Source organism: Pseudomonas synxantha, assembly GCF_900105675.1.
Lineage (GTDB): Bacteria > Pseudomonadota > Gammaproteobacteria > Pseudomonadales > Pseudomonadaceae > Aquipseudomonas > Aquipseudomonas synxantha.
Genome location: NZ_LT629786.1, coordinates 4,103,327 through 4,127,025 on the forward strand (window position 1 = coordinate 4,103,327; position 23,699 = coordinate 4,127,025).

At 61.1% G+C, this 23,699-nt stretch carries 21 protein-coding genes; 6 read left to right on the plus strand and 15 right to left on the minus strand.

What is annotated here, in order from left to right; all coding sequences use genetic code 11:
* Window positions 1-3: 3 nt before the first annotated feature.
* From BLU48_RS19085 to BLU48_RS19135, 11 genes are all read right to left on the minus strand, one after another.
* Window positions 4-720: a TetR/AcrR family transcriptional regulator gene (locus BLU48_RS19085; RefSeq protein ID WP_057022233.1), complete on the minus strand. Its 717-nt coding sequence runs from the start codon at window positions 718-720 to the stop codon at window positions 4-6.
* Between the two features lie 106 nt (window positions 721-826).
* Complete coding sequence (gene lysS, locus BLU48_RS19090) at window positions 827-2,329, minus strand: lysine--tRNA ligase (RefSeq protein WP_034118409.1); 1,503 nt, start codon at window positions 2,327-2,329, stop codon at window positions 827-829.
* A gap of 63 nt (window positions 2,330-2,392) precedes the next feature.
* A protein-coding gene (gene prfB, locus BLU48_RS19095; RefSeq protein WP_108240705.1) for a peptide chain release factor 2 occupies window positions 2,393-3,488 on the minus strand; the annotation gives its coding sequence in 2 pieces (ribosomal slippage) (window positions 2,393-3,415 and window positions 3,417-3,488; 1,095 coding nt in all).
* A 178-nt stretch (window positions 3,489-3,666) separates the two neighbouring features.
* Entirely contained in the window at window positions 3,667-4,668 is a 1,002-nt protein-coding gene (locus tag BLU48_RS19100; protein ID WP_057021880.1) for a diguanylate cyclase domain-containing protein, read from the minus strand.
* Between the two features lie 52 nt (window positions 4,669-4,720).
* Window positions 4,721-5,731 (minus strand): chemotaxis response regulator protein-glutamate methylesterase, encoded by a 1,011-nt coding sequence (gene cheB, locus BLU48_RS19105; protein WP_057021879.1) that lies wholly within the window; start codon window positions 5,729-5,731, stop codon window positions 4,721-4,723.
* Complete coding sequence (locus tag BLU48_RS19110) at window positions 5,728-8,001, minus strand: hybrid sensor histidine kinase/response regulator (RefSeq protein WP_057021878.1); 2,274 nt, start codon at window positions 7,999-8,001, stop codon at window positions 5,728-5,730. Before BLU48_RS19110 ends, cheB begins: the two co-directional genes overlap by 4 nt.
* Window positions 7,998-8,699 carry a chemotaxis protein CheW gene (locus BLU48_RS19115; RefSeq protein ID WP_057021877.1) on the minus strand — a complete coding sequence of 234 codons (702 nt, stop codon included), beginning with the start codon at window positions 8,697-8,699 and terminating at the stop codon, window positions 7,998-8,000. Before BLU48_RS19115 ends, BLU48_RS19110 begins: the two co-directional genes overlap by 4 nt.
* Entirely contained in the window at window positions 8,696-9,955 is a 1,260-nt protein-coding gene (locus BLU48_RS19120; RefSeq protein ID WP_057021876.1) for a CheR family methyltransferase, read from the minus strand. The genes BLU48_RS19115 and BLU48_RS19120 overlap by 4 nt, the downstream gene beginning before the upstream one ends.
* The gene (locus BLU48_RS19125) at window positions 9,952-10,464 is read right to left on the minus strand and encodes a chemotaxis protein CheW (protein WP_057021875.1); all 513 of its coding nucleotides are present in this window, start codon (window positions 10,462-10,464) and stop codon (window positions 9,952-9,954) included. Before BLU48_RS19125 ends, BLU48_RS19120 begins: the two co-directional genes overlap by 4 nt.
* Window positions 10,464-12,086 (minus strand): methyl-accepting chemotaxis protein, encoded by a 1,623-nt coding sequence (locus BLU48_RS19130; protein WP_057021874.1) that lies wholly within the window; start codon window positions 12,084-12,086, stop codon window positions 10,464-10,466. The genes BLU48_RS19125 and BLU48_RS19130 overlap by 1 nt, the downstream gene beginning before the upstream one ends.
* 339 nt (window positions 12,087-12,425) lie before the next feature.
* Window positions 12,426-13,133 carry a tellurite resistance TerB family protein gene (locus BLU48_RS19135; protein ID WP_057021873.1) on the minus strand — a complete coding sequence of 236 codons (708 nt, stop codon included), beginning with the start codon at window positions 13,131-13,133 and terminating at the stop codon, window positions 12,426-12,428.
* A gap of 304 nt (window positions 13,134-13,437) precedes the next feature.
* On the opposite strand from BLU48_RS19135, the gene BLU48_RS19140 reads away from it, so the two are divergent.
* Window positions 13,438-15,063: a glucan biosynthesis protein D gene (locus tag BLU48_RS19140; RefSeq protein WP_057021872.1), complete on the plus strand. Its 1,626-nt coding sequence runs from the start codon at window positions 13,438-13,440 to the stop codon at window positions 15,061-15,063.
* 53 nt (window positions 15,064-15,116) lie between these two features.
* Here BLU48_RS19140 and BLU48_RS19145 read toward each other — a convergent pair whose 3' ends face one another.
* From BLU48_RS19145 to BLU48_RS19160, 4 genes are all read right to left on the minus strand, one after another.
* Window positions 15,117-15,302 (minus strand): hypothetical protein, encoded by a 186-nt coding sequence (locus BLU48_RS19145; protein ID WP_043051506.1) that lies wholly within the window; start codon window positions 15,300-15,302, stop codon window positions 15,117-15,119.
* A gap of 204 nt (window positions 15,303-15,506) precedes the next feature.
* Window positions 15,507-16,043, minus strand: a complete 537-nt coding sequence (locus tag BLU48_RS19150) for a GNAT family N-acetyltransferase (RefSeq protein ID WP_057021871.1) — start codon at window positions 16,041-16,043, stop codon at window positions 15,507-15,509.
* A 103-nt stretch (window positions 16,044-16,146) separates the two neighbouring features.
* Window positions 16,147-17,253 carry an NADH:flavin oxidoreductase/NADH oxidase gene (locus tag BLU48_RS19155; RefSeq protein WP_057021870.1) on the minus strand — a complete coding sequence of 369 codons (1,107 nt, stop codon included), beginning with the start codon at window positions 17,251-17,253 and terminating at the stop codon, window positions 16,147-16,149.
* A gap of 126 nt (window positions 17,254-17,379) precedes the next feature.
* Complete coding sequence (locus tag BLU48_RS19160) at window positions 17,380-19,281, minus strand: potassium transporter Kup (protein WP_057021869.1); 1,902 nt, start codon at window positions 19,279-19,281, stop codon at window positions 17,380-17,382.
* A gap of 289 nt (window positions 19,282-19,570) precedes the next feature.
* On the opposite strand from BLU48_RS19160, the gene rimO reads away from it, so the two are divergent.
* The 5 genes from rimO to tsaA all read left to right on the plus strand — a co-directional run bounded on the left by rimO (window position 19,571) and on the right by tsaA (window position 23,585).
* Window positions 19,571-20,911 (plus strand): 30S ribosomal protein S12 methylthiotransferase RimO, encoded by a 1,341-nt coding sequence (gene rimO / locus BLU48_RS19170; RefSeq protein WP_005785474.1) that lies wholly within the window; start codon window positions 19,571-19,573, stop codon window positions 20,909-20,911.
* Window positions 20,912-21,100: 189 nt separating this feature from the next.
* On the plus strand, window positions 21,101-21,574 hold the full coding sequence (locus tag BLU48_RS19175; protein ID WP_057021868.1) for a GNAT family N-acetyltransferase: 474 nt from the start codon (window positions 21,101-21,103) through the stop codon (window positions 21,572-21,574).
* A 71-nt stretch (window positions 21,575-21,645) separates the two neighbouring features.
* Window positions 21,646-22,356, plus strand: coding sequence for an rRNA pseudouridine synthase (locus tag BLU48_RS19180; protein ID WP_057021867.1), 711 nt, complete (start codon window positions 21,646-21,648; stop codon window positions 22,354-22,356).
* A gap of 68 nt (window positions 22,357-22,424) precedes the next feature.
* Window positions 22,425-22,886 (plus strand): YehS family protein, encoded by a 462-nt coding sequence (locus BLU48_RS19185; RefSeq protein ID WP_043048901.1) that lies wholly within the window; start codon window positions 22,425-22,427, stop codon window positions 22,884-22,886.
* A 3-nt stretch (window positions 22,887-22,889) separates the two neighbouring features.
* The gene (tsaA, locus tag BLU48_RS19190) at window positions 22,890-23,585 is read left to right on the plus strand and encodes a tRNA (N6-threonylcarbamoyladenosine(37)-N6)-methyltransferase TrmO (RefSeq protein ID WP_057021866.1); all 696 of its coding nucleotides are present in this window, start codon (window positions 22,890-22,892) and stop codon (window positions 23,583-23,585) included.
* Window positions 23,586-23,699: the final 114 nt, after the last annotated feature.

Genomic DNA, 23,699 nt, shown 5'->3' on the forward strand with positions numbered 1-23,699 from the left:
GTGTCAGACCGAAGCCAGCACCAAATGCATGTAACGCTTGAGGATTTCAAGCATCTCTTCGCCGGTCAGCGGCTCTGGGCCGCCAAGCAGGCCCTGATATTCCATCCGACTGATAATAGCCGTCAACACTTTGGCATCCTGTTGCGGCTCACGGGAGCCCAATACCTGGAAAAACTGCCCGGTGCCCTGCAACAGGATCTGCTGATGGGAACGCACCAGCTCGGCCAGGCGCGGGTTCAACAGCGCCTCTTGGCGAAAGGCCAGTTCGGCCATCAGGTATTCGCGACGGTTGGTCAGTTGGCGCAGCACGTAGTCGGCGGTCAGCCGGGCGATGTCATCGGCCAGTTGCGAACGCGACTGTGGGCTGCCATCGCCATAGGCAACCATCTCGCGCAGCAAGCCCTCGTTGCGCACCCATAGCTTGCCCATGAACGCGGCACTGCGTTCGACGTACTGGGCGAAGGTGTCGGTAAGCAGGTCGTCGATATCCTTGAAATAGTAGGTAGTGGCCGACAGCGGCACGCCGGCCTCCGCGGCCACGGCCCGATGGCGCACGGCGCGTACGCCTTCGCGCACCACGATGCGCATCGCCGCATCGAGAATGTCCTGGCGGCGTTGCTCGCTGCCCCGGCGACTGGCCTTGCGGCCTTGGTACTGAACGCTTTCAGCCACGGCGGCAGCAATGCCGGCGGCACCTTCTTGAGCCATTACGCGGTTCACCAAACACATCCTTGAATAGATCAAAACCTGGCGCTGTTCGCTTGACGCTTGAATACGCCACATAAAAAAGCCGCCTTATAAAAGGCGGCTTCGGTTTTCGCTACGGTTACGCTTGTGGCCGCATGTGCGGGAACAGGATCACGTCGCGGATCGACGGCGAGTTGGTCAACAGCATCACCAGGCGGTCGATACCGATGCCTTCACCGGCGGTGGGCGGCATGCCGTATTCCAGGGCCCGTACGAAGTCGGCGTCGTAGTGCATGGCTTCGTCATCGCCGGCGTCCTTGTCGGCCACCTGGGCCATGAAGCGCTCGGCCTGGTCTTCCGCGTCGTTAAGCTCGGAGTAGGCGTTGGCGATTTCACGGCCACCAATGAACAGCTCGAAACGGTCGGTGACGTTCGGGTTGTCGTCGTTGCGACGGGCCAGCGGCGACACTTCGAACGGGTACTGGGTAATGAAGTGCGGCTGTTCCAGCTTGTGCTCCACCAGTTCTTCGAAAATCATCACCTGCAACTTGCCCAGGCCTTCGAAACCCAGCACCTTGGCCCCGGCTTTCTTGGCGATGGCGCGGGCCTTGTCGATGTCATTCAGGTCGTCAGCCGTCAGCTCAGGGTTGTACTTGAGGATCGAGTCGAACACCGACAGACGCACAAACGGCTCGCCGAAATGGAACACCTTGTCGCCGTACGGCACGTCGGTGCTGCCCAGAACCAGCTGTGCCAGCTCGCGGAACAGTTCTTCGGTGAGGTCCATGTTGTCTTCGTAGTCGGCGTAGGCCTGGTAGAACTCCAACATGGTGAATTCAGGGTTGTGACGGGTCGAGACACCTTCGTTACGGAAGTTGCGGTTGATCTCGAACACTTTCTCGAAACCGCCGACAACCAGGCGCTTGAGGTAAAGCTCAGGCGCGATGCGCAGGAACATTTCCATGTCCAGGGCGTTATGGTGGGTTTCGAACGGCTTGGCTGCGGCACCACCTGGGATGGTTTGCAGCATCGGCGTTTCCACTTCGAGGAAGTCACGCTGCATCAGGAAGCTGCGGATGTGCGCAATGACTTGCGAACGCACGCGGAACGTCTGGCGCACCTCTTCGTTGACGATCAGGTCGACATAGCGCTGGCGATAACGCTGCTCGGTGTCGGTCAGGCCGTGGTGTTTGTCCGGCAGCGGGCGCAGGGACTTGGTCAGCAGGCGCACGCTGGTCATCTCGACGTACAGGTCGCCCTTGCCGGAACGGGCCAGGGTGCCCTCGGCTGCGATGATGTCGCCCATGTCCCAGGTTTTCACCGAGGCCAGGGTTTCTTCGGAAAGGGTCTTGCGGTTGACGTAGACCTGGATACGCCCGGTCATGTCCTGGATCACCATGAACGAGCCACGGTTTAGCATGATGCGACCTGCCACCTTGACCGGGATCGCAGCCTCTGCCAGCTCTTCCTTGGTCTTGTCCGCGTACTGCTTCTGCAAGGCATCGCAGTAGTTGTCGCGGCGGAAGTCATTGGGGAAGGCATTACCCTTGGCGCGCTCGGCAGCAAGCTTTTCCTTGCGCAGGGCGATCAGGGAGTTTTCTTCCTGTTGCAGGGCTTGCGGGTCGAGTTGTTGGTCGCTCATGTCTTTAAATTTTCCATCTGGTTCGTTGTCCCAGGCGTAGGCCGGGGATCGCCTACAGTATTCTTACAGGCCGGATTTGAGGCTGGCTTCCAGGTATTCGTCGATATCGCCGTCGAGTACCTTGTCGCAGTCGCTGCGTTCGATGTTGGTGCGCAGGTCCTTGATCCGCGACGCATCGAGCACGTACGAACGAATCTGGTGACCCCAGCCGATATCCGACTTGGTATCTTCCAGCGCCTGGGAAGCCGCATTGCGCTTCTGCATTTCCTGCTCGTACAACTTGGCCCGCAGCATTTTCATGGCGGTGTCCTTGTTGGCATGCTGGGAACGCTCGTTCTGGCAACTGACCACGGTGTTGGTCGGTACGTGGGTGATACGTACGGCCGAGTCAGTGGTGTTTACGTGCTGGCCACCAGCACCGGAGGAACGGTAGGTATCGATGCGCAGGTCGGCCGGGTTGATCTCGATTTCCACCTTGTCGTCGATCTCGGGCGAGACGAACACTGCGGAAAACGAGGTGTGGCGACGGTTGCCGGAGTCGAACGGGCTCTTGCGCACCAGGCGGTGTACACCGATCTCGGTACGCAGCCAGCCAAAGGCGTATTCACCCTTGATGTGCACGGTCGCGCCCTTGATACCGGCGACTTCACCGGCGGACAGTTCCATGATGGTCGCGTCGAAACCGCGCTTGTCGGCCCAACGCAGGTACATGCGCAACAGGATGTTGGCCCAGTCCTGGGCCTCGGTGCCGCCGGAACCGGCCTGGATGTCCAGGTAGGCGTTGTTCGGGTCCATTTCATGGCTGAACATGCGGCGGAACTCAAGCTTGGCGAGGTTTTCCTCAAGACGGGCCAGCTCGGCGACGACATCGCCCACTGCGCCTTCGTCGTTTTCCTCGACGGCCATGTCCAGCAGGTCACGGCAATCACCCAGGCCGGTGTTCAGTTCATCGAGGGTATCGACGATCTGCGCCAGCGCAGAGCGCTCGCGCCCCAGCTCCTGGGCGTATTCAGGTTTGTTCCAGACGCTCGGATCTTCAAGCTCGCGATTGACCTCGGTCAGACGCTCATGCTTTTGATCGTAGTCAAAGATACCCCCGAATAGTTTCGGAGCGCTCGGACAGGTCCTTGATGGTGTTAAGGATCGGGTTGATTTCCATGGCAGGCAGCACTCGTTGGCGAACTTTTGAAAGCCGGCGAGTATAACGGCAAACGGCTGGAAACGGCAGTCCGCTTGGCCGAAAAGGCGGGGGTTTGTACACAATCCCAAGACCAATGAAGATTGAAATGTGGGAGGGGACTTGCCTTTCCCACATTTGGCTTTGTGCTGACCTTGAGTTATTCGATGCCCACTTGATTGCGCCCATTATGCTTGGCCGTATACAGCCCCTTGTCCGCCGCCATGATCAACTGCCGGCAATCCGTGCCCTGTACCGGTGTCAAGGTCGACAAGCCGATACTGATGGTCAGGCTCGAACCTTCCACCGGCGCATTGTGCGGGATTTTCAACGCGGCCACGGCCATGCGCAGTTTTTCCGCCACCAGCCGCGCACCGCCCGGGGAGGTGTTTGGCAGCACCAGGGCGAATTCTTCACCGCCGTAGCGCGCCGGCAGGTCCGAAGGGCGGCTGCTGGCATCGCGGATGGCTTCGGCGACTTTGCGCAGGGCTTCGTCGCCTTCGACGTGACCGAAGCTGTCGTTGAAGGTCTTGAAGAAATCCACGTCGATCATCAACAGCGACAGTTGGGTCTGATCGCGCATGGCACGGCGCCATTCCAGTTCAAGGTACTCGTCGAAGTGGCGGCGGTTGGACAACCCGGTCAGGCCGTCGGAGTGCATCAGGCGTTGCAGCACCAGGTTGGTGTCCAGCAGCTGTTGCTGGCTGACCCGTAGTGCGCGGTAGGCGGCATCGCGCTGCAACAAGGTCATGTAGGAACGCGAGTGGTAGCGGATGCGGGCCACCAGCTCGATGTTGTCCGGCAGTTTGACCAGGTAGTCATTGGCTCCGGCGGCAAAGGCCGCGCTCTTGATCAGCGGGTCTTCCTTGGTAGACAGCACGATGATCGGGATATTAGCGGTGGCCGGATGATTGCGGTATTCGCGCACCAGGGTCAAGCCGTCGAGCCCCGGCATTACCAGATCTTGCAGGATCACCGTCGGTTTGATGCGGATCGCCTGGGCAATCGCCTGATGCGGGTCGGCGCAAAAGTGGAAGTCGATGTTTTCTTCATGGGCCAGGCCACGCCGAACGGCTTCGCCGATCATGGCCTGGTCGTCGACCAGCAACACCATCGCGGCGTTTTCGTCGGTCTTGAAGTCGTCGAGCTGTAAATCATTCATGTGCAATCACCTGAATTACTACCTGCAAACCGGCACGGCGGGAGATTTTTGTTCATTTCGCAAAGACCTCCAGCAATCGGGGCGCAATTCTATCCAGTGGGCGAATTTCAACAGCGGCGTCGATCGCCGCTGCCGCTTTGGGCATGCCATACACCGCCGAACTCTGCTGGTCCTGGGCGATGGTCAAATATCCTTGTTCCCGCATCAACTTGAGGCCCTGGGCGCCATCGCGCCCCATGCCGGTCAGCAAGACGCCGACGGCATCGCCGTTCCAATGGCTGGCGACGCTTTCGAAAAATACGTCGATGGACGGCCGGTATATCTCATTCACCGGCTCTGCCGTATAGGCTAGCGTGCCATTTTTCAACAAGCGAATATGGTGGTTGGTACCGGCCAGCAATACCACCCCGGTTTGCGGCGGCTCGCCTTCACAGGCCAGGCGTACCGGCAGGCCGGAGGCGCTGCCCAACCATTCGGCCATGCCCGCGGCGAACACCTGGTCCACGTGCTGCACCAGCACGATGGCGGCGGGGAAATTGCGCGGCAAGCCCTTGAGCAGGATCTCCAGGGCCGCCGGCCCACCGGCCGAAGAACCAATGGCCACCAACCGTTGACGCTTGCCAGTGATGCGCTGCGTCGGGGTTTCGACACGCACACGACTGCCGCGCTGGCCGACCAGCCAGCCGATATTGAGGATCTTGCGCAACAACGGCGCGGCCGCATCCTTGGGGTTGCCCACACCCAGCGCCGGCGTATCCACCACGTCCAGGGCGCCATGGCCCATGGCCTCGAATACGCGGCTGACGTTAGCCTGGCGGTCGACCGTGACGATCACGATCGGACATGGCGTGTCGGCCATGATCTGGCGGGTAGCCTCTACCCCATCCATGACGGGCATGATCAGGTCCATAAGGATCAGGTCCGGGGTCAGTTCGGCGCAACGCTGCACCGCTTCCAGGCCATTGCTGGCCACCCACACCACCTCATGGGCGGGTTCGAAACTCAAGGCACGACGCAATGCCTCTACGGCCAGGGGCATGTCGTTGACGATCGCAATCCTCATGCCCGGGCGCCTCCGATCAGTTCAACCACGGCGTCGAGCAAGGCGTCGTCATGGAAACTGGCTTTGGCTAGATAATAGTCGGCACCGGCGTCGAGCCCACGGCGCCGGTCTTCTTCACGATCCTTGTAGGAAACCACCATCACCGGCAACGATTGCAGGCGACTGTCACGACGCAAGAGTGTGACCAATTCAATACCGTCCATGCGAGGCATATCAATGTCAGTGATAAGCAGGTCGAAGTCCTCGGAACGCAATGCGTTCCAGCCATCCATGCCATCGACCGCAACAGCCACTTCATAACCACGATTGAGTAATAATTTGCGCTGCAGCTCGCGTACGGTCAGCGAGTCGTCTACCACCAGCACGCGCTTGCGCGGTGCTTCGCTGGCCTGCTGGCTGCGCCGGGCGATACGCTCCAGGCGGCCGGTGTTGAGCAGCTTGTCCACCGAACGCAGCATGTCTTCGACATCGACGATCAACACCACCGAGCCGTCATCGAGCAGGGCCCCGGCAGAGATGTCCTGAACCTTGCCCAGGCGATCATCCAGGGGCAACACCACCAGGGTGCGCTCACCGATAAAGCGCTCCACGGCAATCCCGTACACGGCGTCGCGCTCGCGGATCACCACCACTTTCAAGGTATCTGATGGGGTTTGCCCCGGCGGACGCTGCAACAACTGGCTGGCGGCTACCAGGCCGACGTGCCGGCCCTCATGCCAAAAGTGCTGGCGCCCCTCCAATTGCACGATGTCGTCGGGTGCCAGGTCGCACATGCGTTCGATATGGGCCAGCGGAAAGGCATAGGCTTCTTCGCCCACCTCCACCACCAGGCTGCGCACCACCGACAAGGTCAACGGCACTTCCAGGTGGAAGCGGCTGCCCTGCCCCACCGTTTGCTCCAGCACCACGGCGCCGCGCAGTTGCCGGACCATGTGCTGCACCGCGTCCAGGCCGACGCCGCGCCCGGACACTTCGGTGACTGTGTCGCGCAGGCTGAAACCGGGCAGGAACAGGAACGTCAGCAGTTCCTCTTCGCTCAAGCGCAGAGCGGTGTCCACCGGCGACAGGTGCCGGTCGACGATGGCGCCGCGCAGGCGCTCGAGGTCCACACCGTTGCCGTCATCGCTCAACTCCAGCACCAGCAGCCCGGCCTGGTGGGACGCGCGCAGGCGGATCAGGCCCTCCGCGGGCTTGCCTGCCAGCATGCGCTGTTCGGGCGTTTCGATGCCGTGGTCGACGGCATTGCGTAGTAAATGAGTGAGCGGCGCTTCGAGTTTTTCCAGTACGTCGCGGTCGACCTGGGTCTTTTCGCCCTCGATCTCCAGGCGCACTTGTTTGCCCAGGCTGCGGCCCAAGTCACGGACCATGCGCACCTGCCCGGCCAGCACGTCGGCAAACGGACGCATGCGGCAGGCCAACGCAGTGTCGTAGAGCACCTGGGCACGCTGCCCGGCCTGCCAGCCGAACTCATCCAGCTCGGCGTGTTTTTCCGCCAGCAGCGCCTGGGCTTCGCTCAACAGGCGACGGGTATCGGCCAGGGCCTCCTGGGCTTCCAGGCTCAAGTCCAGGGCCTTGAGCTGGCCGTCCAACGTATCCAGGGCGCGCAAGCCGTTGCTTTGAATGCGCTTGAGGCGTTGCATGCTCGCCAGGTACGGCTTGAGCCGTTGGGTTTCCACCAGGGACTTGCTGGACAGGTCCAACAGGCTGTTCAAGCGCTCGGCCGTCACCCGCAGCACGCGCTCGCCGCCTTCGGTCATGCGTTTGTTCTGACGCGGGGCTTCACTGCTGACCGGCGGCGCTGGCTCCGGCTCCGGCTCGTGCTGCACTTCGTCAACGGCGGGCGCAGGCTCGGGTTTTGGCGCACCCATGGCGATGGGCTGTGTCGGATCGAGCAGACGCTCCATCAGCGCCACATACACCTCGATATCTGTCGCGCCCACATCATTGCCCGGCGTGGCGATACGCATCAACAGATCGGTGCCTTGCAGCAACGCGTCGATGTGTTCGGGTTGCAGATACAGGCGGCCTTCCTGGGCGCTGACCAGGCAATCTTCCATGACGTGGGCCACGCTGACCCCGGCATCCACGCCGACAATCCGCGCCGCGCCCTTGAGCGAGTGCGCGGCGCGCATGCAGGCTTCGAGCTGGTCGGCTTGGGTTGGGTTGCGCTCCAGGGCCAAAAGGCCCGCGCTCAATACCTGTGTCTGCGCATCGGCCTCCAGGCTGAACAGTTCCAACAGCGAGGCATCGCGCATCTGGTCGGGGGTCATGCGAGGCTCCGAGTCACGGCGGACAACAATTGCGCTTCGTCCAGCCAGCGCAGGCTGCGGCCTTTCCACTGCAACACGCCCTGGGTGTAGCGTGCGCTGGCCTGGGTACCGGAGGCCGACGCCGCCTTCAGGGTGCGTTCATCGATGGCATGAATGCCATCCACTTCGTCCACCGGCACAACCACCGGGCCGTCCTGAGCCGCGATGATCAACATGCGCGGCATGATGCGCGCGCCGCTGGCACCAGCACTGGTGCTGTCCAGGCCCAGCAGTTCTATCAGTGACAGGCACGCCACCAACGCGCCGCGCACATTAGCCACGCCCAGCAGCGCCCGGGAACGCTGGTGCGGCAGGGAGTGGATCGGCTGCAATGGCGCCACTTCCACCAGGCAGCGGGTAGCAATACCGAGCCATTCCTCGCCGAGGCGAAACATCAACAGTGAACGGGTGACTACCTCGTTATCCGCTTCGACGGCAGCCTGTGGGCGATGATCGTCCTGCTGCAGCGCATAGCGGTCCAGCAGGCGCGTGGCGGCGGCGGAGTACACCGAGCAATTGCGGCAGTGGATGTGCTCAGCCAGCAATGGGCAAGACTTGTCGCCATGAATGCCGATGCGATTCCAGCAGTCGTCGATGGCTTGGGTATCGGTCAGCGTCAGGTCCAGGCCTGCGGTGTCGAGCGCGTCAGGGCTACTCATGGTTTGGACTCACTGTCAGCTCGCTCGCTACGGGCGGCGCGCGCCTGAAGACGGCGCGCCCCCGCACTGTCGCCCTGGGACTCGAGCAGCGCGGCCAGATGCATCAGGGCCTGCGAATGCTGCGGTTCCAGGTACAAGGCTTTGCGGTAATACCCCTGGGCCTCCAGGGCGCTGCCGGCCACATCGCTGAGCAGCCCCAGCCAGTAGAACACCTGGGCGGCCGGTGGATGGCTGCCCAAAAAGCGTTCGCAGGCGGCACGAGCCTCGGCACTCTTGCCTTCATTGGCCAAGGTCGCGATCTGGCTGAGCAGCTCGCCGGCATCGGTATGTGGCACTTTGGCCGGTGGCTCTGGCGGGCGGGGCTTGCTGAACGGACGCGGCTTGAGCGGTATCGGTGCCGCGCTGCGTTGCGGCGTTGGCGCGGGCATGGGGACAAATACCGGTGCCGGCGGTGTCTGTTCTACATGCCGGCTGAAGGCAAAAGATTGCGGCACCCCAATCGAACGCATGCCGTGGCGGCCCAATAGGCTGCCCTCGGCCGGGCCGATAAATAGCACGCCGTCCACGTGGGTCAGTTCCTTGAGCACGTCAAAGACTTGCTTTTGGGTCGGCTGGTCGAAATAGATCAGCAGGTTGCGGCAGAACACAAAGTCATAGATGGGCTCGTTGGCCAGCAGTGCCGGGTCGAGCAAGTTGCCCACTTGCAGGCGGACTTGTTCACGTACCCGGTCGGCGATGCGGTAACCGCCCGCCTCTTCGGTGAAGTGGCGGTCGCGAAACTCAAGATCGGCGCCGCGAAACGAGTTCTTGCCGTACACACCGCGCCGCGCACGCTCTACCGACAGGGGGCTGACGTCCATCCCCTGCACTTTGAACTGATGGGGCGCCAAGCCCGCGTCGAGTAAGGCCATGGCAATCGAATAGGGCTCTTCGCCGGTAGAACACGGCAGGCTGAGAATGCGCAGGGCGCGCATTTGCTTGATTTCGGCCAGGCGCACCTGGGCCAGGCGAGCCAGGGTTGCAAAGGATTCGGGATAGCGAAAAAACCAGGTCTCGGGGACGATCACCGCTTCGATCAGCGCCTGCTGCTCGTCACGGGAGTTTTGCAGGTACTGCCAGTAATCCTGCGCCGACTGTGCCTGGGATGACTGGCAGCGCTGACGCACGGCACGCTCGATGATCGCCTCGCCCACCGAAGCAACGTCCAGGCCGATGCGTTCTTTCAAGAACGCCGAAAAACGCGGGTCGCTGCTCATAAACTCAACTCGGCGGAAAACAGCAAGGCGCGCACTTCAGCGGTCAGCAGCTCGGCGACGCCAATCCACTGCATCAAGCCCTGGGCATCCTCGCGCACCGGCCCCAGGTACGGCGCCCGCTGGTTGTCCAGGCCATAGGGCTGGAACTCGGCGGGGTCGCAACGCAGGGTGTCGGTGGCCTGCTCCAGGATCAGCCCCAGCCAGCGCGCTTGGCTCCAGGGCTGCGGCTGGTAATTGACCAGCACCAGCCGCGTACTGGTGCGAGCCTGGGCCGAGGTGCCGAAGGTCAGGGCGCTCAAGTCAATCACCGGCACCAGCGCCCCGCGATGGGCGAAGATACCCGCCACCCACAGGGGCGCATGGGCGATGGGTTTGAGCGCCAGGCGCGGCAGCACTTCCGCCACTTCGGTGGCCTTGAGGGCAAAGCGTTCGTTGCCGATGTGGAACACCAGGAACAAGGCCTTTTTCGCTGCCGGGACGGCGCTGCGTTTAGCCGCAATATCGCTCATCAGACTTTGAAACGCGACACGCCGCTGCGCAGACCGACCGCAACCTGGCTCAGTTCATCAATGGCGAAGCTTGCCTGGCGCAGGGATTCGACGGTCTGGCTGCTGGCATCGCCTAATTGCACCAGCGCGTGGTTGATCTGTTCGGCGCCGGTGGCCTGGGCCTGCATGCCTTCGTTGACCATCAGCACACGCGGCGCCAGGGCCTGGACCTGATGGATGATCTGCGACAACTGCTCGCCGACTTGCTGCACTTCGAACATGCCCCGGCGTACTTCCTCGGAGAACTTGTCCATGCCCATCACCCCCGCCGACACTGCCGACTGGATCTCACGCACCATTTGCTCGATATCATAGGTGGCTACGGCGGTCTGGTCGGCCAGGCGGCGCACTTCGGTGGCTACCACGGCAAAACCGCGACCGTATTCGCCGGCTTTCTCCGCCTCGATGGCGGCGTTGAGCGACAACAGGTTGGTCTGGTCAGCCACCTTGACGATGGTCACCACCACCTGGTTGATATTGCCGGCCTTCTCGTTGAGGATCGCCAGCTTGGCGTTGACCAGGTCGGCCGCGCCCATCACCGAGTGCATGGTTTCTTCCATGCGCGCCAGGCCCTGCTGGCCTGAACCGGCCGCGACCGAGGCCTGGTCAGCGGCGGTGGACACTTCGGTCATGGTGCGGACCAGGTCCTTGGAGGTAGCCGCGATCTCGCGGGACGTGGCACCGATTTCGGTGGTGGTGGCCGCGGTTTCCGTGGCGGTGGCCTGTTGCTGCTTGGAGGTCGCAGCAATCTCGGTGACCGAGGTGGTGACCTGCACCGACGAACGTTGCGCCTGGGATACCAGGGCGGTCAGTTCGGTCATCATGTCGTTGAAGCCGGTTTCGACAACGTTGAATTCGTCTTTGCGCTCCAGGTTCAGGCGCTTGCTCAGGTCACCGGTGCGCATGACTTCGAGGATCTCGACGATGCGCTGCATCGGCGCCATGATCGCGCGCATCAGCAACAGGCCGCACAACGCGGCGGCGAGAATCGCCAGCAGCAGCGAGACGCCCATGCTGACCTTTGCGGCCGCAACGGCATCATCGATGGCGGCCGTGGCATTGTCAGCAACCTGTTTGTTCTCATTGATGATGTCGTTGAGCTTCATGCGGCCTGCGGTCCAGGCAGGAGTCAGTTGCTCGTTGAACAGTCTCAGCGCCTCAGCCGGGTTATTGTTCTGATGGGCCGCCAGGACCTGGGCGAGAATCGCGTTGTAGTTCTGGTGGAGTTTTTCGAAGGCATCGAATTGGGTGCGATCCTGGGTGATGTTGATAGTCCCCGCGTAGCTCTCCATGTGCTGCTCGAGTCGCGCCTCGAACGACTTGTAGTCCTGCTTGTCTTCCTCGGAAATGGCCTGGTTTTCGTGGATTCCGACCAACTCTTGGGTCTGCAGGTAGCTGTCGACCCAGGCACTGCGGATCATCGAGCTGAAAAACACCCCTGGCACGGCATCGTCACGGACTGAGTTTTCGCTGGCTTCGATCTTCAGCAGACGCGAATACGAGAGCACCACCATCAGTAGCATGATCGCGATGATTACCGCAAAGCTCGCCAAAATCCTTTGGCGCAGGGTCCAGTTCTTCACAGTAATTCCTCGCAGGGCCATTCAAATGGAGGGAAGTATAGCTGAGCGGGTGCCTGCGTTTATCAACGCTTTTGAGGGCGCGTGCACAGAATGAAAATGTAGGATGGATATCACCTGTGGGGATGGACCTTGCTCCCTCGTGGGCTCGAAAGCCCACGCAGATCCAACTGACGGACCTCAGTTCAAATGTGGGAGGGGACTTGCCCCCGATGGCGGCCTTGGGGCCGGCCGGGATACGGAAACGGGACGCATGAGATCAGGCTCAGAGGCAAGATCAAGAGCGGCCCGCCTCACGTCGTACTTACCGTTGGCCTACAGAGTTGTATCGGTTGCCTTAACTTATGTGCTTATCCGCACCTGCTTTTCCAACTCCAGCTTCAAACCCGGCTCAAGCTTCAGTTGGCGAGCCAATTCGTCCAGATAGGACTTCTCCATGAAGTTTTCCTCGTCCACCAGCATCACACTGGCGATGTACATCTCGGCAGCCATTTCCGGGGTGCTGGCGGCGCGGGCGACGTCGGCAGGGTCCAGGGGCTTGTTGAGTTCGGCGTGCAGCCAGTGTTGCAGTTCCTGGTCGTTGTCCAGCTTGGTGAACTCCCCTTCGATCAACGCGCGCTCGCGCTCATCCACATGCCCGTCAGCCTTGGCCGCCGCCACCAGGGCCTTGAGGATGCCCTGGCTGTGTTGCTCGACCTGGGCCGGTGGCAGGCGGTCGATGGTTTGTGGCTCACCCAGGGGGGCGCTGGCCTGCTGGGCCTGCCAGTTGCCGTAGGCTTTGTAGGCAATCACACCCAGTGCCGCCAGGCCGCCGTAGGTCAGGGCCTTGCCGCCGAATTTGCGTGCCTTCTTGTTACCCAGCAGCAAGCCCATGGCCCCGGCCGCCAAGGCGCCGCCGCCAGCACCGCCGAGCAGGCTACCGAGCCCGCCGCCACCGAGCAAACCGCCCAGGGCGCCTTTGTCATTGGATTTTCCCTGGCCGCCAGCCTTGTTCTGCAACATGTCCTGACCAGACTTGAGCAACTGATCGAGCAATCCACGGGTATTCATTTGTAGCCTCCAGACACTTGAGTTCGTAGGAACAATAGGCCCTCAGCCTAAAACTAAGTGCCAAAGAGCCACGATCTAGAGTGCTTCCAGATGTAACGTTTGACTGCCATGCTGGAAATGTCTTGTTGCACATGCAACGCCATCATCACGCCATCAATCATTTTTCCTTATGCATCGAACCGCTTAAGCTATCCGGCGTCTGTTTAATGTCCGTTGCGTTTGGCCGAAGGCATGTCCGAACCGTTATTTCTGATCCATTACGTGCCAGGAACGGCGCGGGATTTGCTCACGACAGGTTGTCTCTATGCACCGCAGGAATTTGCTCAAAGCATCCATGGCCATTGCGGCTTACACCGGTTTGTCGGCCAGTGGCCTGATGGCCGCGCAGGCCTGGGCCGGGAACCGGGCCGCCGATGGCAAGGCCGTGGCGTTCGATTTCGAATCGCTCAAGGCGCAAGCCAAGCAATTGGCCACCCGTGGCTATCAGGACACTAAACAGGTACTGCCACCGACCCTGGCAAGCATGACCCCGCAGAATTTCAATGCCATTGGCTATGACGGCAACCATTCATTGTGGAAAGAGCTGAACGGCCAACTCGACGTGCAGTTCTTCCACGTCGGCATGGGCTTCAAGACGCCGGTGCGCATGCACAGTGTCGATCCCAAGACCCGCGAGGCCCGCGAAGTGCATTTCCGCCCTTCGCTGTTCAACTATGAAAAAACCACGGTGGACACCAAGCAACTGACCGGCGACCTGGGCTTTTCCGGCTTCAAGCTGTTCAAGGCGCCGGAACTGGACCGCCATGACGTGCTGTCGTTTCTCGGCGCCAGCTACTTCCGCGCAGTGGACTCCACCGGCCAATACGGCCTCTCGGCTCGTGGCCTGGCGATTGATACCTACGCGAAAAAACGCGAAGAATTCCCCGATTTCACGCAGTTCTGGTTCGAAACCCCGGACAAGAACGCCACGCGTTTTGTGGTCTATGCCCTGCTCGACTCGCCAAGCGCCACTGGCGCCTACCGCTTCGATATCGACTGCCAGGCCAATCAGGTGGTCATGGCGATCGATGCGCATATCAATGCGCGCACCGCCATCGAACAACTGGGCATCGCGCCGATGACCAGCATGTTCAGCTGTGGTACCCACGAGCGGCGCATGTGCGACACCATCCACCCGCAAATCCACGATTCGGACCGCCTGGCGATGTGGCGCGGCAATGGCGAGTGGATCTGCCGCCCGCTGAACAACCCGGCCAAGCTGCAATTCAATGCGTTCGCCGACACCGACCCCAAAGGCTTCGGCCTGGTGCAGACCGATCATGAATTCGCCAGCTACCAGGACACCGTCGACTGGTACAGCAAGCGCCCCAGCCTATGGGTAGAACCTACCACTGCGTGGGGCGAAGGCTCGATCGACCTGCTGGAAATCCCTACCACCGGCGAAACCCTGGATAACATCGTGGCCTTCTGGACCCCGAAAAACCCAGTGGCCGCCGGTGATTCGCTCAACTATGGCTACAAGCTGTACTGGAGCGCATTGCCGCCGGTGAGCACGCCGCTGGCACAGGTCGACGCGACTCGTTCGGGCATGGGTGGATTTACCGAGGGCTGGGCGCCCGGCGAGCATTACCCGCAGGTGTGGGCACGGCGTTTCGCCGTCGACTTCAAGGGCGGCGGCCTGGATCGCCTGCCGGCGGGCACCGGCATCGAACCGGTGGTGACCTGCTCCCATGGTGAGGTAAAGGATTTCAGCGTGCTGATGCTGGACAACATCAAGGGCTATCGCATCCTGTTCGACTGGTACCCCACCAGCGACAGCGTGGAGCCGGTGGAGCTGCGCCTGTTTATTCGCACCCAGGACCGAACCTTGAGCGAAACCTGGCTCTACCAGTACTTCCCGCCAGCGCCGGAGCAGCGCAAGTACACCTGAGGTGAGCTTCGCGATCATTCCCACGCGAGAACGTGGGAGTGATCGTATATAGCTCAGAAGCGCGATACGCTTTTCATCGCACCAATCAAGTACCGCATCGCCACCTGATCGCTTTCGGTCAGCGCCCGATACTGGGCCAGCAGCTCCATTTCATCCGAACTCAACCTTCGATCCCGCAAGGACATCCGGCGGCTGAGAAAAGACGCCACCGCACCCGCTACGCCATAGGACTTGGCCATGGACTGTTACTCCTGATATCAGTCAAATACTCCTGGTGCCCACTTCCCAACTCCCCGAAGCGCAACGCTTCCGTGGACAAGCAACCTGCCTCCCTGGGCCAGGAACCAGACTTACCCTAATCTTAGAAACTATCTCGTCGCACGTGGGATTTTTTTAGAGTATTAACTTAAAAAAATAGCCTGGGTAATAAAACCCTACAGCCGTTACTCACACAGTGGTCGATACAGGTGAATATCCAACGGCTCCTGTGCATACAGCTCGGCATGGGGTTGCTGCAACAGTCGGCAACCATGGCGCAGGTAAAAGTCCACGGTGTTACGCGACGACGTGGCCGAGATATACAGCGCTTGAGCTCCCACTTGCCGGCCGTGCTCGCAGGCCAGCACCAACAACCGGCTGCCCAGGCCCGAGCCACGGGCCGAGTGACTGACATGCAGGAACTTCAACTGCCGCATCAGCAGGCCTTGATGATGGAAAGGCCGATTGTCCACCACCGCTGCGGCGACCAGCGCCTGGCCGTCAAATACGCCCCACAACCATCCGCCACGCTGGAGGCAGGCCCGCAGAGCCTCTGCATCCTGCTCGGCCTCGCCTTCGGGCCAGCCGCGCATATCATGGTGCGCGGCATACAACACCAGTTCGCCGCGATCCATGCGATAGCACGCCTGGATCAGTTCCGTACGGTCGATGGTTGCCAGCAAGGGGATATCGTTTTCGGTTAACGCGCGTTCCACCAGCATAGGGATCTCCTGCTTCACGGCCACCAAGGATCAGCCTTCCTTTAAAGGCGAGCAAGAAAAAACCCACCGTGTCAGGGTGGGTCTGGCAGGGCCGTGTGCAAGATCAGTCGCGCAGATCCGACTCATGGATCGGCTGGTCGCGATGGGTCGCCCGCTGGTATTGCGCCGGCCAGATGGCCTTGCGCCCACCCAGGTCATCATCGGCATGCAGCGGCCAGTACGGGTCGCGCAACAATTCACGGGCCAGGAAGATAATGTCGGCCTGGCAGGTGCGCAGGATGTGCTCGGCCTGGGCCGGTTCGGTGATCATGCCGACCGTGCCGGTGGCGATGCCCGACTCCTTGCGCACACGCTCGGCGAAGCGCGTCTGATAGCCGGGGCCGGTGGGGATCTCGGCATTGGCGGCGGTGCCCCCGGACGACACGTCGATCAGATCGACGCCCAGGTCTTTCAGGCGGCGCGCCAGCTCCACGGTTTCATCCGGGTTCCAGCCGTCTTCCACCCAGTCAGTGGCCGATACCCGCACAAACAGCGGCAACTCCTGGGGCCATGCGGCGCGCACCGCCTGGGTCACCTCAAGCACCAGGCGAATGCGATTTTCGAACGACCCACCGTACTGGTCCTGCCGCTGGTTGCTGATCGGCGAAAGAAACTGGTGCAGCAGGTAACCGTGGGCAGCATGGATTTCCACCACTTTAAAACCGGCACTCAAGGCGCGATTGGCGGCGGCAACAAAATCGGCGATCACTTGCTGGATCTGCCCTTCGTCCAGTGGCTTGGGCTGGGTGTGATTCGGGTCGAAGGCAATCGGTGATGGCCCCACCGGCACCCATCCACCTTCGTCCGGCTTGACGCTGCCGTGCTTGCCGATCCAGGGCCGATGGGTGCTGGCCTTGCGCCCGGCATGGGCCAGCTGAATACCCGCCACCGCCCCCTGGGCCGCGATAAAGCGCGTGATGCGCCGCAGCGGTTCGATCTGGGCGTCGTTCCACAGGCCCAGGTCCTGGGCGGTGATGCGCCCGTCGGCCGTCACAGCGGTGGCTTCGGTGAAAATCAGCCCGGCGCCACCCACGGCGCGACTGCCGAGATGTACCAGGTGCCAGTCATTGGCCAGGCCGTCGTCGCTTGAGTATTGGCACATCGGCGAGACCGCGATGCGGTTGAGCAGGGTCAATTGGCGCAGGGTATAGGGTTCGAGCAGCTGACTCATGGCGCACCTCTTCTGGGTTCTATGGGCACTGTTCAACAGTGCTTAGAGCCTAGTCGACAACCATCGATTGCACAGGGTTCAGAAAGGAAAGCGGGAGCCGATTGCCGGCTCCCGTGATGCAGCGTCTTACATTTCGACCTGGGTGCCCAGCTCGATCACGCGGTTTACCGGCAGCTTGAAGAAGCGCAGGTTGCCGTTGGCGTTCTTCAACATGAAGGCGAACAGGGCTTCGCGCCAGCGCGCCATGCCCTTGATGCGGGAGGCGATCACCGTTTCGCGGCTGAGAAAATAGGTGGTGCGCATCGGGCTGAAATCCAGCTCATCCAGATGGCACAGCTTCAGCGCTTCGGGCACATCCGGTTCGTCGGTAAAGCCGAAGTGCAGGATCACCCGGAAGAAGCCTTCGCCGTAGGAATCCACCTCGAAGCGCCGTGCGGCAGGCACCCTCGGAATGTCTTCGTAGACCACCGTCAGCAACACCACCTGCTCATGCAACACCTGGTTATGCAGCAGGTTGTGCAACAGCGCATGGGGCACCGCATCCGGACGTGCGGTGAGGAACACCGCAGTACCCTGCACGCGATGGGGCGGCTGCACGCGGATGCTGTTGATAAAAATCGGCAACGGCAAACCGCCTTCGTCGAGGCGCTCGACCAGCAACTGCTTGCCGCGCTTCCAGGTGGTCATCAACACAAACAAGACGATCCCCGCCAACACCGGAAAGGCGCCACCCTGGATCACCTTGGGCACGTTTGCCGCGAAGAACAGGCCGTCCACCAACAGGCAGCAAAGCAATACCGGCACAGCCAGCACCGGTGGCCATTTCCACAGCAGCAGCATGACCGCCGACACCAGGATAGTGGTCATCAGCATGGTGCCCGTCACCGCTACGCCGTAGGCCGAAGCCAGGGCGCCGGAGGATTCGAAGCCCAGCACCAGCAGGATCACACCCACCATCAGCGACCAGTTCACGGCACCGATGTAGATCTGGCCCTGTTCAGCACTGGAGGTGTGCTGGATATGCATACGCGGGATGTAACCAAGCTGGATCGCCTGGCGAGTCAATGAGAACGCACCAGAGATCACCGCCTGGGATGCAATCACTGTAGCCAGTGTGGACAAGCCCACCAGCGGGATCAGCGCCCAGCTCGGTGCCAGCAGGTAGAACGGGTTGCGCGCGGCTTCCGGATCCCCCAGCAGCATGGCGCCCTGGCCGAAATAATTGAGCACCAGCGCCGGCAGCACCAGGATGAACCAGGCACGGGCAATGGGTTTGCGGCCGAAGTGGCCCATGTCGGCGTAGAGCGCTTCGGCACCGGTCAAGGCCAGCACCACCGCGCCGAGAATCGCCACGCCGATACCGGGGTGCACCATAAAGAAGCGCACGCCCCATGCCGGGTTCAGTGCATTCAGCACTTCGGGCTGCCGCAGGATGCCGTACACACCCAGCCCTCCCAGCACCAGAAACCAGGTGACCATCACCGGACCGAACAGTTTGCCGATGCGATCGGTGCCGTGCTTCTGAATCAGGAACAGCGCCACCAGCACAATCAATGCGATGGGCACCACCCATTTTTCCAGGCCGTCGAACGCCAGCTCCAGGCCTTCGATGGCCGACAACACGGAAATGGCCGGGGTGATCATGCTGTCGCCATAGAACAGTGCCGCGCCACACAGCCCGCACACCACCAGGAAACTGCGCAGTTTTGCACGCTCCCCGGCCGCTCGCCGCGCCAGTGCGGTGAGCGCCATGATGCCGCCTTCGCCCTGGTTGTCGGCACGCAGCACGAACAGCATGTACTTGATCGACACCACCCAGATCAGCGACCAAAAGATCAGTGCCAGGATCCCCAAGACGCCGTCATGGTTGACCTGCACGCCATAACCGCCGTTGAACACCTCTTTAAGGGTGTAGAGCGGGCTGGTCCCGATATCGCCATAAACCACCCCGACCGCTGCCACCAGCATGCCAATCGGCTTGGCGTTTGAATGCTCGGCACCTGTTGCCTGACTACTTGCCTGACCCATCAACCACTCCTGCCCTTTGACCCGAGGTCTTTTATAAACAGCACGTCTAAGCTGACCCTAGCATGCGCTGTTTTACTTCTCGTAACAGACGTTTTATTGACCCAAGGGCTTCGCCCGTGCGCAACGGCGCGAAGCATAGCGCAGCACTCGTCGCATTTCCCTGCATAAAGCTGGTCAAGTGCATCGCCCGTCGCTAGAATTGCGCACTTTTTGATCAGAGGCGCACCAAGCGCCCATCCGTTGCCTTGTCGTGCACGACCGGCAGCGTCATTCAATACCGAGGTTAGACATGTCCACCACCATCGCAAAAGCCAACCCCAAGGTTGGCTTTGTTTCCCTGGGTTGCCCGAAGGCCCTGGTCGACTCCGAGCGCATCCTCACGCAATTGCGGATGGAAGGCTATGACGTCGTGTCCACTTACCAGGACGCCGACGTGGTGGTGGTCAACACCTGCGGCTTCATCGACTCGGCTAAAGCCGAGTCGCTGGAAGTGATTGGCGAAGCCATCAAGGAAAACGGCAAGGTCATCGTGACCGGCTGCATGGGTGTGGAAGAAGGCAATATCCGCAACGTGCACCCGAGCGTGCTCGCCGTGACCGGCCCGCAGCAGTACGAGCAGGTGGTCAATGCCGTGCACGACGTGGTGCCGCCACGCCAGGACCACAACCCGTTGATCGACCTGGTGCCCCCCCAAGGCATCAAGTTGACCCCGCGCCATTACGCGTACCTGAAGATTTCCGAAGGCTGCAACCACAGTTGCAGCTTCTGCATCATCCCGTCGATGCGCGGCAAACTGGTGAGCCGCCCGGTCGGTGACGTGCTCGACGAGGCCCAGCGCCTGGTCAAGTCAGGCGTCAAGGAGCTGCTGGTGATCTCCCAGGACACCAGCGCCTACGGCGTCGATGTGAAATACCGCACCGGCTTCTGGAACGGCGCGCCGGTGAAAACCCGTATGACCGAACTCTGCGAAGCCTTGAGCAGCCTGGGTGTGTGGGTGCGCCTGCACTACGTTTACCCGTACCCGCACGTTGATGAGCTGATCCCGCTGATGGCCGCCGGCAAGATCCTGCCGTACCTGGACATCCCGTTCCAGCACGCCAGCCCGAAAGTGCTCAAGGCCATGAAACGCCCGGCCTTCGAAGACAAGACCCTGGCGCGGATCAAGAACTGGCGCGAGATCTGCCCGGAACTGATCATCCGTTCCACCTTCATCGTCGGCTTTCCCGGCGAGACCGAAGAAGATTTCCAGTACCTGCTCGACTGGCTGACCGAAGCGCAGCTGGACCGCGTCGGTTGCTTCCAGTATTCGCCGGTGGAAGGCGCTCCAGCAAACCTGCTGGACCTGGCCGTGGTGCCGGACGACGTCAAGCAGGACCGTTGGGAGCGTTTCATGGCACACCAGCAGGCGATCAGTTCGGCACGCCTGCAACTGCGCATCGGCAAGGAAATCGAAGTGTTGATCGATGAAGTCGACGAGCAAGGCGCGGTTGGCCGTTGCTTCTTCGATGCGCCGGAAATCGACGGTAACGTGTTTATCGACGACGCCAGCGGCTTGAAGCCGGGCGACAAGGTCTGGTGCACCGTGACCGATGCCGACGAGTACGACTTGTGGGCTGAAAAACGCGACTGATAGCATTTGCGTAATTGATCGTTCCCACGCTCTGTGTGGGAATGGACCCTCAGCGTCCCGCCAGCCGGCGCCGACAATGATGATCAAGGCGTAATATTTTTGAAAAAGCCCCGCCTCTGACAAGATGCGGGGCTTTTTTCGGTCTATCGTTTTGCCCATCAACGCCAATTACGGCAAGAGGCAGCAGGCATGCGGCAGCATTCGGTTATCCACACACCTCAATCCAGCGATTACGCGCGTTTGGCGCAGATCTGGGAAGACTCGGTACGCGCCACCCACGATTTCCTGCCGGGCAGCTATATCGACTTGCTGAAAAACCTGGTGCTGACCCGCTACCTGGACGCGGTGATGCTGGTCTGCACCAAGGACTCACGCCAGCACATAACCGGGTTCGCCGGGGTGGCGGCGGGCAAGGTGGAGATGCTGTTTATCGACCCGCAACATCGTGGCCAGGGCCTGGGCCGCCAATTGCTGGGCTATGCAATTGACCACATGAATGCCGATGAGCTGGACGTCAACGAACAGAACCCCCAGGCCCTGGGATTTTACTTAAAACAAGGCTTCGAGGTGATCGGACGCACGGAACATGACGGCCTTGGCCAGCCCTACCCGTTGCTGCATATGCGTTTGCGCCAGGCGCAACAACAGTCGCGTCAGGGCTAAATGAAATGGGCTCGGGATTAACCGGCGCCAGGCAGGTACAATAGCCGCCCCCTTTTGCTACGGCCCTTGTCATGACTGACCCCATACGCCTCTCCAAACGCCTTATCGAACTGGTCGGTTGCTCCCGTCGGGAGGCTGAGCTGTTTATCGAAGGCGGCTGGGTCTCGGTGGACGGCGAAGTGATCGACGAGCCGCAGTTCAAAGTCACGACCGAGAAAGTCGAGCTGGATCCGGAGGCTAAAGCCACCGCGCCAGAGCCGGTCACCATCCTGCTGCACGCACCGGCGGGCATGGATGCTGAAACCGCCATGGGCTTGATCAGCGCCGAGACCTTGTCCGAAGAACATCGCTTCAGCAAGCGCCCGCTCAAGGGGCATTTCCTGCGCCTGACCGCCAGCGCCGACCTGCAAGCCAAGGCCAGCGGCCTGCTGGTGTTCACCCAGGACTGGAAGATTCTGCGCAAGTTGACTGCCGATGCCGCCAAGATCGAGCAAGAGTACGTGGTAGAAGTCGAAGGCGACATGGTTGCCCACGGCCTCAACCGCCTGAACCATGGCCTGACCTACAAAGGCAAAGAGCTGCCGGCCGTCAAAGCCAGCTGGCAGAACGAAAACCGCCTGCGCTTTGCGATGAAAAATCCGCAACCCGGCGTGATCGCGCTGTTCTGCGAAGCGGTTGGCCTGAAAGTCGTCGCCATTCGCCGTATCCGCATCGGCGGCGTGTCCATCGGCAAGGTGCCAGTTGGCCAATGGCGCTACTTGTCCGGCAAAGAGAAGTTTTAAGTCGTTCCCCGTTTCCCGACACCGCCCGATTGGGCGGTGTCCACCGTTGAAAACCAGGATTGCCCACCATGATTCACAACGACGTACTGCGTAGCGTGCGCTACATGCTCGACATCAGCGACAACAAGATGGTCGAGATCATCAAGCTCGGCGGCATGGATGTGACCAAGGAAGACCTGCTGACCTATCTCAAGAAAGATGAAGAAGAAGGCTTTGTGTTCTGTCCGGATGAGGTCATGGCCCACTTCCTCGATGGCTTGGTGATCTTCAAGCGCGGCAAGGACGAAAGCCGTCCGCCGCAGCCGATTGAAACCCCGGTGACCAACAACATTATCCTTAAAAAACTTCGCGTGGCCTTCGAGCTGAAAGAAGACGACATGCATGCGATCCTTAAGGCAGCTGAATTCCCGGTGTCCAAGCCTGAACTGAGCGCGCTGTTTCGCAAGTTCGGTCACACCAACTACCGCCCGTGCGGCGACCAGTTGCTGCGTAATTTCCTCAAGGGCCTGACCCTGCGGGTCCGCGCTTAAGCCATGAGTTACCAGGTCTCGCCCGTCGGCTTCGTACGCTCCTGCTTTAAGGAGAAGTTCGCTATCCCGCGCCAACCGCAACTGGCGCCGGCCGCCCGCGGCGTGCTGGAGCTGGTGGCGCCGTTCGACCAGGGTGAGGCGGTGCAGGGGTTGGAGCAGGTCAGCCATGTGTGGCTGCTGTTTCTGTTTCACCAGGCCCTGGAAGACAAGCCGCGCCTGAAAGTGCGCCCGCCACGTTTGGGTGGCAATACGTCCATGGGCGTTTTTGCCACTCGCGCCACTCACCGGCCTAATGGCATTGGCCAGTCAGTGGTGAAGCTGGACAAGGTGGAGCCGGGGCGGCTGTGGATATCCGGGATTGATCTGCTCGATGGTACTCCGGTGCTGGATATCAAGCCGTATGTGCCGTATGCCGACGTTATCGACGGCGCCACCAACGGCATCGCCAGCAGTGCGCCGCAGCTGATTGCTGTGCAGTGGCTCAAGACTGCGCTGCAACAGGCACAAGGCCACGCTCAGCGCCTCGGCGAGCCGTTGGTGGAACTGATTGAGCAGTGCTTGGCGCAAGATCCGCGGCCGGCGTACCAGATGCCTACGTCCGAACGGGAGTACGGGGCGCAATTCTGGGATGTAGATGTGCGCTGGCACTATCCGGAACCGGGGATGATTTGTGTGCTGGAAGTGGTTCCCGCCGGATAAACCGGACACCCAATGTGGGAGGGGGCTTGCCCCCGATGGCAGTGTGTCAGTCAGTTATTTGTTAACTGGTACACCGCTATCGGGGGCAAGCCCCCTCCCACATTGGGTCTTGCT